The sequence below is a fragment of the Flavobacterium sp. NPDC079362 genome (assembly GCF_050267765.1).
In the GTDB taxonomy this organism is placed as follows: Bacteria; Bacteroidota; Bacteroidia; order Flavobacteriales; family Flavobacteriaceae; genus Flavobacterium; species Flavobacterium azizsancarii.
In genome coordinates, this window is the sequence record NZ_JBNNFM010000002.1 from 42,656 (window position 1) to 58,174 (window position 15,519).

General features: G+C 33.7%; 11 protein-coding genes. 1 reads left to right on the forward strand and 10 read right to left on the reverse strand.

What is annotated here, in order from left to right; all coding sequences use genetic code 11:
• Nucleotides 1–12 precede the first annotated feature (12 nt).
• From ACQKCJ_RS02375 to ACQKCJ_RS02420, 10 genes are all read right to left on the reverse strand, one after another.
• Nucleotides 13–1,749 (reverse strand): sodium:solute symporter, encoded by a 1,737-nt coding sequence (locus tag ACQKCJ_RS02375; protein ID WP_271334726.1) that lies wholly within the window; start codon nt 1,747–1,749, stop codon nt 13–15.
• Between the two features lie 122 nt (nt 1,750–1,871).
• Entirely contained in the window at nt 1,872–4,403 is a 2,532-nt protein-coding gene (locus ACQKCJ_RS02380; RefSeq protein WP_427401273.1) for a PIG-L family deacetylase, read from the reverse strand.
• Between the two features lie 178 nt (nt 4,404–4,581).
• Entirely contained in the window at nt 4,582–5,103 is a 522-nt protein-coding gene (locus ACQKCJ_RS02385) for a hypothetical protein (protein ID WP_271334728.1), read from the reverse strand.
• 192 nt (nt 5,104–5,295) lie between these two features.
• Nucleotides 5,296–7,119 (reverse strand): hypothetical protein, encoded by a 1,824-nt coding sequence (locus tag ACQKCJ_RS02390; protein WP_427401274.1) that lies wholly within the window; start codon nt 7,117–7,119, stop codon nt 5,296–5,298.
• A gap of 83 nt (nt 7,120–7,202) precedes the next feature.
• Nucleotides 7,203–8,303 (reverse strand): AI-2E family transporter, encoded by a 1,101-nt coding sequence (locus ACQKCJ_RS02395; protein WP_427401275.1) that lies wholly within the window; start codon nt 8,301–8,303, stop codon nt 7,203–7,205.
• Between the two features lie 109 nt (nt 8,304–8,412).
• The gene (locus ACQKCJ_RS02400) at nt 8,413–8,943 is read right to left on the reverse strand and encodes a mechanosensitive ion channel domain-containing protein (RefSeq protein ID WP_427401276.1); all 531 of its coding nucleotides are present in this window, start codon (nt 8,941–8,943) and stop codon (nt 8,413–8,415) included.
• Nucleotides 8,944–8,954: 11 nt separating this feature from the next.
• Complete coding sequence (locus ACQKCJ_RS02405; RefSeq protein WP_271334732.1) at nt 8,955–9,539, reverse strand: Maf-like protein; 585 nt, start codon at nt 9,537–9,539, stop codon at nt 8,955–8,957.
• Nucleotides 9,532–10,458, reverse strand: coding sequence for a geranylgeranylglycerol-phosphate geranylgeranyltransferase (locus tag ACQKCJ_RS02410; RefSeq protein WP_271334733.1), 927 nt, complete (start codon nt 10,456–10,458; stop codon nt 9,532–9,534). Before ACQKCJ_RS02410 ends, ACQKCJ_RS02405 begins: the two co-directional genes overlap by 8 nt.
• Before the next feature lie 176 nt (nt 10,459–10,634).
• Nucleotides 10,635–11,162, reverse strand: a complete 528-nt coding sequence (locus ACQKCJ_RS02415) for a KdsC family phosphatase (protein WP_271334734.1) — start codon at nt 11,160–11,162, stop codon at nt 10,635–10,637.
• Complete coding sequence (locus ACQKCJ_RS02420) at nt 11,146–11,907, reverse strand: Rossmann-like and DUF2520 domain-containing protein (RefSeq protein ID WP_271334735.1); 762 nt, start codon at nt 11,905–11,907, stop codon at nt 11,146–11,148. Before ACQKCJ_RS02420 ends, ACQKCJ_RS02415 begins: the two co-directional genes overlap by 17 nt.
• 383 nt (nt 11,908–12,290) lie before the next feature.
• On the opposite strand from ACQKCJ_RS02420, the gene ccsA reads away from it, so the two are divergent.
• Nucleotides 12,291–15,503: a cytochrome c biogenesis protein CcsA gene (ccsA, locus tag ACQKCJ_RS02425; protein ID WP_271334736.1), complete on the forward strand. Its 3,213-nt coding sequence runs from the start codon at nt 12,291–12,293 to the stop codon at nt 15,501–15,503.
• Nucleotides 15,504–15,519: the final 16 nt, after the last annotated feature.

The window sequence follows — 15,519 nt, forward strand, 5'->3', positions numbered from 1 at the left end:
ATAAAAAATTTCTTATTCCAAAACCACTTCCTCATTATCGGGTTCTTTTCTGAAAAACAGAAACTGAAGCACAAGAGATAATATTATCGTCAACATTGCTCCAATAAAATTCAGCCATAAATAGCCTAACTTTTCCTGACCACTTGGGTAAATTGCGATCATAAAATAGTAAATGATGAATATAGTAATTTGACTGATAATAGCACTAATAAACATTGCTTTTGCTTTTACTCTGTTTAAATAAAATCCAACTAAAAAGATTCCTAAAACAGTTCCGTAGAAAATAGAACCAATGATATTTACCAATTGAATTAAATTCTCAAACAAAGTACCAACGCAGGCAAAAAGTATCGCTACAATTCCCCAGAATAAAGTGAAGAACTTTGTTGCATATAAATAATGCTTATCCGATTTTTCGGTTTTCAGATTACGTTTATAAATATCAATTGCCGTTGTAGATGCCAAAGCATTTAATCCTGAGGCCGTTGACGACATTGCTGCTGAAAGAATTACAGCTAGTAATAAACCGATAAGACCTTTAGGTAAATAATGCAGGATAAAGTGAAAAAACACATAGTCTTTATCATTGGTTTCACTATTTGGGTCTGCTCTCAAGATGATTTCTTTGGCACGATCCCTGAGGTCTTTTTCTTTATTGGATATAGTCACTAATTCCTTTCGCAAAATTGGATTGTCAAAATCCTGATTCAACTGATCGATGTACAATAAATTAATTACTTTTTTATCTTCAGAAAGTGTGCTTAATTTTTTCTCTAAACCATGATATTCCTCTTTATATGCTGATTTTTCGATTACAATTTTATTATTCGGATTAAAATTTAAAGGAACGGGATTGAATTGAAAAAACACAAAAACCATAACTCCTGTCAGCAGAATAAAAAATTGCATTGGTACTTTTAAAAGACCATTCATAATCAATCCCATTTGACTTTCGCGAACCGATTTTCCAGACAAGTAACGTCCTACCTGTGACTGATCAGTTCCAAAATAGGCAAGAGCCAGAAAAAAACCACCTGTTATTCCGCTCCAGAAAGTATATTTTTCCTCAGGATTAAACGAGAAATCTACGATATTCATTTTATCATTTGCACCTGCAATATGCAATGCACTTGTAAAAGTCATGTCGTTTGGCAAATAATGCAAAATCAGGAAAAACGTAATAAACATCCCGGACATAATCACGAACATTTGTTGTTTCTGTGTTACGTTTACCGCTTTTGTCCCTCCTGAAAAAGTATAAATAATTACGAGAACACCAATCATGATGTTCATCAATGTTAAATTCCACCCCAAAAGAGCTGACAAAATAATGGCTGGTGCATAAATGGTAAGACCTGTTCCTAAACCTCTTTGAACTAAAAACAGAATAGCAGCAAGTGAACGGGTTTTTAAATCGAATCGTTTCTCTAAAAACTCATAAGCGGTAAATACTTTGTTCTTATGATATAACGGAATAAAGGTTACACAAATAACAATCATAGCAATTGGCAACCCAAAATAGAATTGTATAAAACCCATTCCGTCATGATACGCTTGTCCCGGAGTAGATAAAAACGTAATAGCGCTGGCTTGCGTCGCCATTACAGAAAGTCCTACTGTATACCAGGGTGTTTCGTTATTGCCCAGAATAAAATCCTCTACATTTTTACTTCCTTTGGTTTTCCAGGATCCATAACCAACAATAAATAAAAGTGTAACAATAAGTACGATCCAGTCAAATAGTTGCATAGGTTATGAGTATAATTGCATGATTAAGAAAAAAATAAGAATGTAAATTGCATTCGCTACCAAAACATAGGTGTAGCTTTTCTTCCATTTTTTTGTTTTTTTAGCTTCCATTTTTGAATGTTTTATTGCTTTAATTCTTGTTTTGGAGCTTCTACTGGCTGTTTTAACGAAATCATATTCGATAATAATCGATATGCACCGGCCACACCTTCAGGTAATTCTCTAAAAAAGCTTAATCCTGTGTAAATATAATATCCTTTTCCGTACGGTGCCACCAATAAGGCGCCATCTTTAGGCGATTCGCCTTTGTCGTGAGACGATAAAATAGGAGTAAAGGCGGGATCGTATTGATTAGGATAATATAAACCCTGCTCTTGTGTCCAGCCTTCAAAATCTTTAGAACTGATTTTATTTGGCGTATTTAATACAGGATGATTGGGCGCCAGAAAAGTTACTTTGGCATTTTCCTCAGTCACACGGTCATTTGATATTTTTAAAGGATATGGCGCAATCTGATCTGTTACAGTTTTTCCATAAGTATTGTACTGTACGATCATATTTTTACCGCTTTTTACAAAATTGAAAAGGATATTTTGTTTGTTAGCTAAAGCATTTACGGTATTATAAGCACGAACTCCGGTGATTACAACATTAAATGAATCCAGTTTTTCCGGTGTGATTTCTTCCGGTTTTATTATGCTCACTTTATATCCCATTTGAGCTAAACTTTCAGGTACTTCATCACCGGCTCCCATAATATAAGCTATCGCATCGCCGTTTGTTTTTAAGTCAATTCGAATGCATTTTGATTCAGCCGGTTTTAAAACCATTTGTTTGGTAATATGACTATAATCAATAATAGTCTGATCTTTATCAAAACGTTTATTATCAACAATTGCAACACTTTTAGCAATTGCTTCTTCCGGATTTACGGGCGGGGTAACTTCAAAATAAAAGATTTGCTCGTTTCCTTTTTTATCTAAAGTAAAAGGGATTTCTTTTGGAGAAATATTCCAGCTTTTAGGCAATTCTAATTGTAAGTTTCCCTTGATGCCATCTTTTCCTGCTCGTACTTTTACAGGGATCATTTTACTGGCGGTACTTCCAAAAATCAGCACTTTTTCCAGTATCGAAGTCGTAACTTCGGGAACAATATCCAGAAAGTTATACATTTCGCCTTTTACGCCATCATTATATTTATATACAACAGTGCGTTCAAACGGAATTTCAATACTATTTATTTTAATATTAAAAACGACTTTTACCTGTCTGATAATGTCCGGAATACCTATGTTTTCCTGATTAGAAACCGTGTACATTCCAACACTTGCCTTTTCTTTAAGCCAGTAAGGTTGTGTGTATTCAATATTGTCTGGAAGCTGAATTTGTAAGTTTATTTTCTGATCGTCGTTATTTTTTAATTGAATATTCTGAATCGTACTTTTATTATCCGGTAATGAAGTAACGCTCATCAATTGCATTTCTACAGAAGATCTGTTAATCGCTTCGAGGCTTAATCTTATCGCACTTCCCGGCGTTGCTTCCTGCTCACTGGCAACTGCTTCTAAATACAATCCTGAGCACGATGCAATTATATTTTTTATTGCCGCTGATTTTATAGTTTTCCAATGATCATCTTCTAGTGCTTCGATCATAGTGTAGGCTTTAACTAAATCCGGAACGCTTGCTGATGGATTGCTAAAATCATATTTTGCAATAATAGCAGTGATCAAATCGCCAACTGGTTTTCCGTTTTTAACACGATTCCATGAAGTATCAATTCCCTCGAATATATTATCACGTTCTTTAGAATTGTCACCGTTTATAAGTTCCAGATATTCAGTTTCTTCGCCACGAACACCTGTGCTTCCAAAACCTTGTGATTGGTGTCTGCTTCGGCTTAACGCCGCAATTTCCTGATTCGATTTTCCAATTCCTGTATAATATACACCGGTTTCCAGTTTAGTGAATTTTGATTTATTGGCGGCATCAAATTTTTCCTGACTTCCGTAAAACCACCACGAAGGATTAAAAAACAATCGTTTTACCTGCCACGGTTTTACATGTTTTAGTTGTTCAGGATATATTTTTGGGTCATTTGTAAGCTTGAAACTTTCAACACTTAACATCGCTGATGATGTATGATGTCCATGTGTTGTTCCGGGTGAGCGGTGATCGAATCGATTTATGATTACATCTGGCTGAAATTTTCTAATAGTCCATACCACGTCAGCAAGTACTTTATCTTTATCCCAGATTTCTAAAGTTTCGTCAGGGTTTTTTGAATAACCAAAATCATTGGCACGTGAAAAAAACTGTTCGCCACCATCGATTTTTCGGGCTTCGATTAGCTCCTGAGTTCTTATAACTCCTAATAATTCACGCAATTGCGGACCAATTAAATTCTGACCTCCATCGCCACGAGTTAAGGATAAGTATCCTGTTCGCGCATTCATCTCATTTGCAATATAAGAAATTAAACGGGTGTTTTCGTCGTCCGGATGTGCTGCCAAATACAAAACGGAACCTAAAAAGTTCAATTTTTTTATTTGATTATAAATTTCTACAGAGTTTAATTTTTGTGGTTGTTGTGCAAAAGAAAGGGAAATCCCTGTTAAAAAAACAAGAAGAATTCGTATCTGGATTTTTCGCATAATGTCTTTTAGTGTTTTGAAACTGCTTCAAAAATACTAATTATATCTTTGAACCGTATTTAAATGAAATGTTAATGTTTGGTTATTGATTTTCTTTTTTAAGAAAATTTGATTCAAAAAAAAAGAGCATCAATTTATTTGATACTCTTTTTGTGTCGAAAATTTATTTAGATATTGATTATCTTCTTCCTGAACCATGTCTGTGATCATCATCACGTCTGTCGTGTTTATCGTGTTTGTCGTGTTTGTCGTAGTGTTTGTTATCATAATGCTTATAATCTCTGTGATCATTACGACGATCGTTGTAACCATAAACTTCTCTTGGTCTGTAGGGTCTTTGAGGAGCTCCGTGATATCCTTTATAATATCTTACTTTGTGACGATCGAAGTATGTATATGGTGTTCTTCCGTGGTAATCGTTAAGAACTACTTTATAACCTCCGTACAAATCATAATTACTGTATTGTCTTGGCAGGCGACTCGCTCTTACCCATCTTCCTCCTCCAAAATAAATAAACTGAGAAGCTCTAACATCATAATAAGCTTCGATATCCGGCAAGTAATAATATTCCATTTGAGCATATCCTGCAGGTCCCCAGGCAGGCGGTGATCCTATGTTAACATTTATTGATACCTGAGCTTGTGTGGTACTTGCAACCAAAAGGAATAATCCCGCAATTGCTATTTTTATTGTTTTCATTTTGTTTAGTTTTAATATTAATGTTATTCTGTTTATGAATATTCATATACTGTGCCAAAAAATGAAAACTCAGTGTATTTCGTCGGAGAAAGTATGCATTTTAACGATTGAATATTGCTGGTTGTATTGTAAAGTTTTGATTTTTAAAAGATTCTGTCGTCTTAAGATTTGGTTAAGAATCGTATTTTTTTATTATTTATATTCGACAGTTCTTGGTTTTGCCAACTCAAAACTTTGTAAACCAAAATCAGTAGTTTCAAAAGTATTTGTTTTAAATACATTGTCTCCCTGATAAGGGATTGTGGGATAATATGAAATTGAAAGTTGAAATGAACTGAATACTAAATAGTCATTACTGATCAATAAGCCTAAAGTCACTTTTTGATATGCTTTGTTTCTTCCCATCGCATTCTTTGGAGCTCCTAATACTGCTACTGCATAATTAAAAAACGGATTCATACGAAATCCCCAAAGGGCATGAGGTGAGTATGTTTGTGTTTGTAGTGATAAAAGCATTTTATTGGTACCGTAAACAGCACTATTAAAACCTGCCAAACCATTCTGATTATTTATATTCAGTTGATCACCAATAATATCTTCACGATTTATACCAATAACAACTTGTGGGTTCACGAACTGTCTTAGTTTCCATGTTCCTATGCTGTAAAGTTTTGTAAAATAATTGGTTTCCATCGAAAATGCCGTCTGATAAGTTTTACCCTGATGGAAAAATGTTCCGGCTTCAAAATTCATACTCAAAAAACCTAATCGATAGTAATTTCCAAAAGAGAATTGTGCACCAACATAAGGCCGCCAAAACGTATTTTTATATTGATATCCTAATGTAATTCCGTAAATGCGTCCAATAGGTACATCTTCAGTTTGTCCGTTTCTAAAAATGTAGCTGTCTTTGATAAATTTACGCCTGTTAAGTCCAATTCCGGACAAGATAAATTTCTCGTCAGAGTAGAATCGCGTAGGGTCGTAGAGATCAGATGGAGATTCACTATAATTTATATTCAGAAAACGTGCGCTTGCTACTAAATTTGTTATACCGCTTTCATCTTCAAATACTTTTGAAGCATGTCCTGCCCATAAATCCTGAAAGTTGTTTTTGAAAGGCTGATACGCATAAGACATATCCGGCGCCTGCAAAGTATCTCTCCTAAAATTCTGACCTACATATACACCACCAGCCCATTTGGTTAAAGGAGAGTAAAAAAGGCGTTCGACGTTTATACTTTTAGTATAATTATTGTCGAGATCCATTTTATAAAATAAAGTAGTTGCAATATAAGTATTCTTGATATTAGGTATAGTATAGGTAACTTCATTAGCATTTCGTCCATCATCAAACCTATTCGTAAATTGATATTCTAGTTGCTGGCCTGAACCAAAGAAGTCTTTTTCTTTTACCCCCAGAGAAACCTGATTACTGGAAATTGAAAATTTAGGAATAGTACTCCATGAATCTAAAACCCGAATGGTCACGTCGACAGAATCTGAGGCTACACCAACAACTTTATTGGTTATTCTCACTGCTGTTACATATTTCTGAGAACGAATTAAACGTTCAGATTCCTGTACTTTATATGTGTCGTAAACAGCATTTCTTTTAAACAATAACAAATTAAGTATTGCAATCTTTTTTGTTTTTAAGTGTAACCTGTTTCCTGTTCTTTCTCCCCAGTTTCTCGGCATTTGAGTGGTGTCATTAACAGAATGTCCAAAGGGGTCCAGGGTTACAATATTGATATTACGAATAATTTTTCCGCTAAAATCTGTAGTGTCATTTTGTACCAGGATTTCTTTTTTTCTGGTTTTGCTTCCGCGAAAAAATAATTTATGCAGAGTTTGTGTGAATTTATTTTTTTTAGAATAATTCTTAATCTTGTTATATACTTGAATACTATCTTTTTTATCATGAGCATCTCTTACCTTATCTGTCTGGGCATAGGCATTTTGTAAGCAGAAGCATAATAAAATGAAAACTACTATTTTTTTGTTTACAGACATTAGATAATTGATGATGGCTTAAAAGTTGATTTTGATATGAATATATGAAATTTGTGGGATTATTTTTAATATTTAACCACTATTTAGTTTTCAGCTTTTAGTTTTCGGATTCTCCATGTAAATCTTTTAGGCATATGGTTACCCATAAGATATCCCCAAGGCTCTAAAGATTCAATTCTGTCAAATATAATTTTTAGAATGGCTAAAAGCGGAATGGCTAAAAACATTCCTGAAATTCCGGCAGCCGCTCCTCCAACGATAATTCCCATAATAGAAACAAAAGCATTAATTTCTACTTTAGAATTTATAATTAATGGTACAAGGATATTATTATCTATAAACTGAACAATAATATTTACAATTAGAATACCCAGGATAATAGATGTTTCCGGAGTTCCTGTAAGAGAAGCCATGACTGTAATGATTCCTGCAATTAAAATACCAATGTACGGAATCATATTCAGGATTCCGGTAATCAACCCTAATAAAACAAAGTATTTTACGCCAATAATCCAAAGCCCTAAACCGGTTAAAATGGAAACTACGATCATTTCAAAAATTAAACTTAGAATATAATTGTTGATTGAAACTTTTATCTGAGACAAAATATCTTTTAAAGCAGAATGATCTTCTTTATTAATCAGTTTAGCCAGAAATAATATAAAATGATCTTTATATAAAAGGAATAAGAAAGTATAAATTGGGATAATAGTGCAATCTAAAAGCAGATCGCTGATAGATAATATTGCAGAGCCAATTGTGGCTTTTCCGTTCTGTACGGAATCTTTGGTTACGGTGTCAAGATATTTTTTCTGTTCTCCAATGCTGACATGAAATTTATCTTTTATAAAATTATGGATGTCTGTTATAAAAGAATTGGCATTTTTCTTTATTGTTTCAAAATCGTTTGCAATATCGCTTACCTGATAGGATATAAAAACTAATATGCCAATAATAAAAAGGGCAAAAATCAAGATACAGCAAGCAGCTGCAAGATGTCTTGGAAATTTTAATCTGGTATGCAAAAAAGTAAAAATCGGTACTAATAATACAGCAAATAAAAATGCCATTAGCACGGGGGTAATAATATCTTTTCCGATACAAAAAATAAAAGCGAAACTGATTAAGCTAACTAAAACTAAGGCAAGTTTAGCATAAAATGGTAATTTTATGGAATGAATCATTTTGTTGGGTGATTTAATAAACTAGTAATTGGTAAAACAAATATTATATTTTATTTAAAAAATATCGTTTTAGCTTTTTGGTATTAGTTTATAAAATTCCCATTATGATTTAATCATAAAACTCTTTGTCCTCGTAATGCGCTGGCATTATCGAAATACCTTTTTGAAGCAGCAGGTTGTTTGGAAAAATGATTTTTTCTCCTTCTTTTGTCTTTAGATTAACGTGAAAAGCACTGATATCCTCAATTTCTGCTTCGATAGGAAAGTCCTTATCATGAATTTTAATTGTATCACCAATTCTAAAAGGAAAAGAAAAAAACAAAATCATTCCTGAAGTAATATTGCTTAAAATCGACCATTGTGCAAACATTGCCACTCCAATTACGGTTGTAATAGAAGAAACTGTTATAAAGATATCTTTTGTTTCGACTCCCCAAATTACAATCAGGCTAATCGTTACCAATATGTTCATCAGGATATGAATATACTTGATAACGAGATTTGTTCGATGCTCTAATAATTGGCTTGTACTGGCGTAACGACGAATTAATTTTGCGATAATGACTCTTAATGCCGCTAAAGCAAAAAGTAGCACTATCGTAGTTAATATTTCGTGACTATATTCTTTTAAGGAAAACATAAATATTTTTTTTAAACTAAAGTACTCAAATATTCGTAAACTTTAGCTGTTGGCAAGCCCATAACATTTGTATAAGAGCCTTCGACTTTTGCAACTGCCATAAAACCAAACCATTCCTGAATACCATAAGCACCGGCTTTATCATAAGGTTTGTAGTTTTCTATGTAATATAGAATAGATTCGTCTGATAAATCATTAAAAGTAACTTTAGTAACGTCATTGATAACAGTCGAAGTAAAGCTTGTTCTAAAGCATACTGAGGTAAAAACTTCATGTGTGGCACCAGACATAGATTTGATCATTTCAAAAGCTTCTTCGGGACTTTTTGGTTTACCTAAAGCCTTGTTTTGATGCCAGACAATTGTATCGCTGGTTATTAAAATTTCATTTTCTTTTAATTCCCCATCAAAAGCACTGGCTTTTAGCGCTGCTAAATAATCCGTTATTTCAACCGCTTCCAGTTCCGGCGGATATATTTCTTCTATTTCTTTTAATCTAATTTCGAAATCAAGATCAAGGTCTTTAAAAAACTGCTGTCTGCGAGGTGATCCTGAAGCAAGAATTAAGGTATATTGTTTTAGTTTTTCTTTAAGCATTGTACTTGATGTTTAGGGGGACAATTAAAATAGTTAAGATTCCGAAAAACAAAATCAGTTTGAGGATGGTACTCAAATGATGAAAATCGTTTTTAGATTTTGCTGAAAATATTTTTACAATAAAATATAAAAGTGGTGCCAAAACAAAAGCAAAGGCATAAAATGTAGCAATATTAAGCTTGTTCTGAACGAAATATTTATTGATATAAAGCAAACATAAAAGAAACGGAATAACAGCAAGACCAATAGCAATTTTTGATGTTCTGCTAATTCCTATTGCAATTGGCAACGTATTCATTCCTTGATTATAATCGCCATTTACATCTTCTATATCTTTAATAATTTCGCGAAGAAAATTAATCAGAAAAGCAAATATCGCATAATCAGTTAAGATGGAAAATAAACTTGCCATTTGTGCCTGATTTTCATGATTAATTACCGGAAAAATATCAAAAACACCAATGATAAGAATACTCAATGCAAGCAATAATGCCACTACAAAATTACCTAAAATCATGATTTGCTTTAGGGTAGTAGCATAAAAATAAAGAAGAGAAGCAATTAGAATAAAAAGAGAAGCGAAGCTGGGCTTCATGATAATGTTCGATAAAATAAAACCAATGGCAACACCAGTAATATTAAGTCCTATGTAAATATTATAAGCTGCCGTTTCAGAAATACCTTTGTTAATTACTACATCTTCGGGTTTATTGATCGTATCAGCTGCAACACAATAAATACTATTAATAACATAACCCGCTGCCGCCAGTAAAACCGTACTCAAAATCAATAATCCGAATTGCCAGTCGTTTAAAGCAAGAGGTATATTTTGCTCTTTTAAAAATGCATAACGAAATAATGCCTGCATAAAAGCAAGCAGTATTAAGTTTCTATATCGAATGAGTTTTAGGAATTTCATTTTTTTTGAGGTTCTGGGTGGCTAAGTTGGTAATGGACTAAGTTTTTTTTTAAAAGATAAAAAAGGTTAAAAGAGGCAGAGTTACAAAGTTTTTTTTAGGTTTTCTTCGCTTAAGGTTTTACTGATCCACAAACAGTTTGTGTAATTTCAAACCTGAAACCCGAAACAATATTAACTTAATCGTGCTGCCCGTTAAAATATTCCATCCATTTTCCTTGTACTTTCATGACTTGTTCAATTACGTCACGCGCGGCACCTCTGCCACCTTTTACGTGAGATACATAACGGCAAATGTTCTTGATTTCAGGACTTGCATCTTGCGGACAAGTTGGCAATCCTACTAATTTCATTACATGAAAATCAGGAATATCGTCGCCCATATACAAAACCTGCTCAGGTTTAATGTTATATAAATCAGTGTATTCCTTAAAGGTTTTTACTTTGTCAGGAGTTCCTAAATGAATGTCTGTAATTCCTAAGTTTTTTAATCTAACACGCACACCTTCATTGCTTCCTCCGGAAATAATACATACGTTAAAACCACTTTCAACAGCTGCTTTCATCGCATAACCATCACGAATATTCATGGTACGAAGCATTTCTCCTTCGTTGGTTACAAAAACCGAACTGTCTGTAAGTACGCCATCAACATCAAAAACAAAAGTTGTGATGTCGTTCATTATCTCTTTAAAATGTTTTGCCATTATCTTGTATAGATTGTGTTAGTATTTTATAAATATTTTTTTGATTTTCTTTGGTTAAATACTCCAAATGCGCTTCTATTGTATTAGAATCATGACGTTTTGCAGGTCCTGTTTGAGCATCAACGGGATCGAGTGTATTTATTTTCTCTGCAGTTTCCTTAATTAAAGGTTTCAAAACTTCAAACGGAACCTGATGTTCTTCACAAATTTCCTGTCCTATTTGATATAAATGATTCGTGAAATTATTGACAAAAACCGCCGCAACGTGCAACGCTTTTCTCTGATCTGAATTAATTGCAAAAACAGCATTCGAAATACTTTTTGCAACAGTTTCTAAAACGCGAAAATCAAAAGTGTTTTCAGCCTCTAAACAAAGCGGAACTGTTGAGAAATCAATTTCTTTACTTTTAGAAAATGTCTGAAGTGGATAAAAAACACCTTTCCTGTTTTTTGAATCCAAAACATCAAGCGAAGCCGCACCCGAAGTATGGACGACAATTCGGTTTTGAAAAGGTAATTGTTTCGAAACGTCTGCAATAGCTTTATCAGAAACAGCAATAATGTATAAATCAGCCTCTTTTAGATCTTCAAAATCGTTTACAATTTTATCGAATTCTATCAGGGAAGCCAGTGTTTCCTTCTTTCTCGAAAATACCTGTACAATTTCAACAAGTTCACTTTTAGTGAAAGTTTTTATCAAATGTTGGGCAACATTCCCGGAACCAATTAACGTTATTCGAATCATAGCGCAAAATTAGCATTATTTTTTTTAAAGAGAATAGTCATAGTAAAGTTTAGCCACAGTTTGCGCAGATTAAATGTATTTTGACCCGATATTATTTTGTTAACGATATGCAAACACTGTTACAGAGCCAGATAGTAATTAAGCTTTGATTTCATAACGTGATGAAACAGCGTTCTATTATAAAGAACTTATAAATCTTCATCTAATAACAAAGTCTCTAATAAATATCACTCAATATTGGTTTGTAAAATTAAGCGTACATTTTTGCGAATTTAACTGTAATGCCGATTTGTTTTTTAGTTTTTATTAACAAAGTTCAAATATTGGAACTCAACATTTTTAAGTACTTTTGTGCCACTTTTATACAATGTAATTCCTCAAAAATGGATAAAAAAATATTCTCTTTTTTGTTTTCTACACGATTAATGTCTGTTCTTTTTTTAACATTTGCAATCGCAATGGGTGTTGGTACTTTTATCGAAAGTAAGTACAATACAGATACAGCCCGAATTTTAATTTATAATACCTGGTGGTTTGAAGCGATAATGGTGTTTTTTATGATCAATTTCTTCGGAAACATCAAACGCTACCAATTGCATAAAAAAGAAAAATGGGCAACGCTTATACTGCATCTTGCCTTTATTTTTATTCTTTTAGGAGCATTTATTACGCGTTACATCAGCTACGAAGGCATGATGCCAATTCGTGAAGGTGCTGCCGAAAACCAAGTGTACTCAGACAAAACATTCTTAACTGTTTTTGCAGACGGAGAATATAAAGGCGAAATGAAACGCAGATCTTTTGATAAAGCGTTATTGTTTTCACCTGTAACAAATAACAATTTTACACTTTCAGGTAAATTTGATGAAACTCCTTTTGAAGTGAGTTATGTTAATTATATTATGGGAGCAAAAGAAACGATAAAACCGGACCCAAAAGGGACTTTATACCTTAAACTTGTTGAAGCGGGTGCTGGCGGACGTGAAGAGCATTTCCTGAAAGAAGGAGAAGTTCAGAATATTCATAATGTATTATTTGCTTTGAATAAACCAACTGATGGCGCAATCAACATTAATACCACTGGTGATAAATATACTATTCAGACTCCTTTTGAAGGAGAGTTTATGAGAATGGCTGATAAATTAAAAGGTGCTGTTACCAAAGACAATGTACAGCCACTTATGATGCGTTCTTTATATAGTATTGGAGATATTAGAATTGTTTTCCCGGATCCTGCAGTAAGAGGAGTTGTAGATTATGAATCGAACAATGACTTTAAAGCAAAAACGCATCACGATGCCTTAATTGTAAAAATTAAAGCGGACGGTCAGGAAAAAGAAGTAAGACTTTTAGGTTCTAAAGGTAGTGTAGGGGAGCCACAAACTGTAAAAATTGGTAAAGTAGAGTATAGCTTGTTCTACGGAAGTAAAACATATATCCTGCCTTTTAAAATAAAATTAAATGATTTTATTGCAACAAAATATCCAGGAACAGAGAAAAGCTATTCCGCTTTTGAAAGTAAAGTAACTGTTCAGGATTCAACCGAAACTTTTGATGCTGACATTTATATGAACCACGTTTTAGATTATAAAGGATACAGATTTTTTCAATCTTCATTTGATCCGGACGAAAAAGGAACAGTATTGTCTGTAAATCACGATTTCTGGGGAACTTCTATTACTTATTTAGGATATTTTATGTTATACTTTGGTTTGATGGCGATTATGTTTACCAAACATTCACGTTTTGCTGATCTAAAACGCAAATTAGAGAATGTAAAAAAGAAGAAACTAATTACGATCCTGATTTTAATGCTAAGTTTTAGTGGTTTTGCTCAGGCGCCACACGTTCACACACCAGGTGATGATCATGATCACAATCATAATCATGCGCCTGCAGATCCTAACGATCATGCCAATCATGTAACTGCAGCGCCAAGCCAGAAACAAATAGATTCACTGTTGACGATTTACAAAGCTCCGGTAGAACATGCCGCTAAATTTGGCCGCCTGATTATTCAGGATGCCGGTGGTAGAATGAAACCTATTAACACTTTCTCATCTGAATTGTTGAGAAAAGTAAGCCAGAGCGATACGTATAACGGAATGAATTCTGATCAGGTTTTCTTGTCGATGACGCAATACGCTCAGGTTTGGATCCAGGTTCCGCTTATTTATTTAAATACAAAAGATGATAGTATTCGTAAAATCATTGGCGTAGACAGAAAAGCAAAACTGGTACCATTTGTAAAATTCTTTGATGAAAACGGAAATTACAAATTATCTCCTTATTTAGACGCGGCTTACAAAGCAGGGAATCCAAACAGTTTTGAAAAAGATTTTATCGAAACTGATAAAAAAGTAAATTTAATGGAATCTGCATTAAGCGGAAGTATTCTTAAAATTTTCCCGATTCCAAACGATCCAAACAATAAATGGATTTCTTATTTAGAACTGCAAAATGCAGGATTAAAAGGAATGGATTCTACTTATGTCAAGCAGATTTTACCAATGTATTTTAGTGCTTTGAACAACGGATCTATTTCAAGAGATTTTAAAACTGCTGATCATTTGGTAGAAAGTATTAATGGTTTTCAGAAGAAATTTGGAAGTAAAGTACGTCCAAGCGATAAAAAAATCGATCTTGAGATTGCTTATAATACGTATAACATTTTACCAAAGATGTTCTATTGGTATTCTCTTGCCGGAATTTTTATGTTGATTTTTACCTTGTTTAATGTTTTCTTCGATAAAAAGTTTTTACGCATAACAGTAAACGGTTTTCATGTATTAATCGGGATAATATTTGCATTTCATACAGTCGCATTAATAGCCCGCTGGTACATTTCAGGTCACGCACCTTGGAGTAATGCTTACGAAGCAATTGTGTATGTAGCATGGGCAACGATGTTCTTTGGGTTAGCTTTCGACAGAAAATCAAAACTTACCGTTGCATCAGCAGCATTTGTTACTTCTATGATCTTCATGGCAGCAAACGCAAACTGGATCGATCCTGAAATCGCAAACCTGCAGCCGGTTTTGAACTCTTATTGGTTAATGATTCACGTAGCAGTAATTGTAGCAAGTTACGGACCATTTGCATTGGGAATGATTTTAGGTTTTGTATCGTTGATACTGATCTTCTTTACCAACGAGAAAAACAAAGCCAAAATGGATTTGAATATCAAAGAAATTACGTACATCAACGAGATGGCCTTGACGATTGGTCTGATCATGTTGTCTATTGGTAACTTTCTTGGAGGACAATGGGCCAACGAAAGTTGGGGACGTTACTGGGGATGGGATCCAAAAGAAACATGGGCTTTAATTTCGATTATGGTGTATGCCTTTGTAATTCACGCTCGTTTTGTTCCTTCGTTAAGAGGACAATGGTTCTTTAATTTAATGAGTATGTACGCTTTTGTTTCAATTTTGTTTACCTATTACGGAGTAAACTTTCACTTGGTAGGATTACACTCATATGCAAGTGGAGACGCACATTCATTGAGCTGGACCTGGTATTCATTAGGAACTATTTCGCTTATTGGAATCCTGACCTATCCAAAATACCGCAAGTATTATAAAAAGAAAAAATAAGTAAATAAGGAGTTTT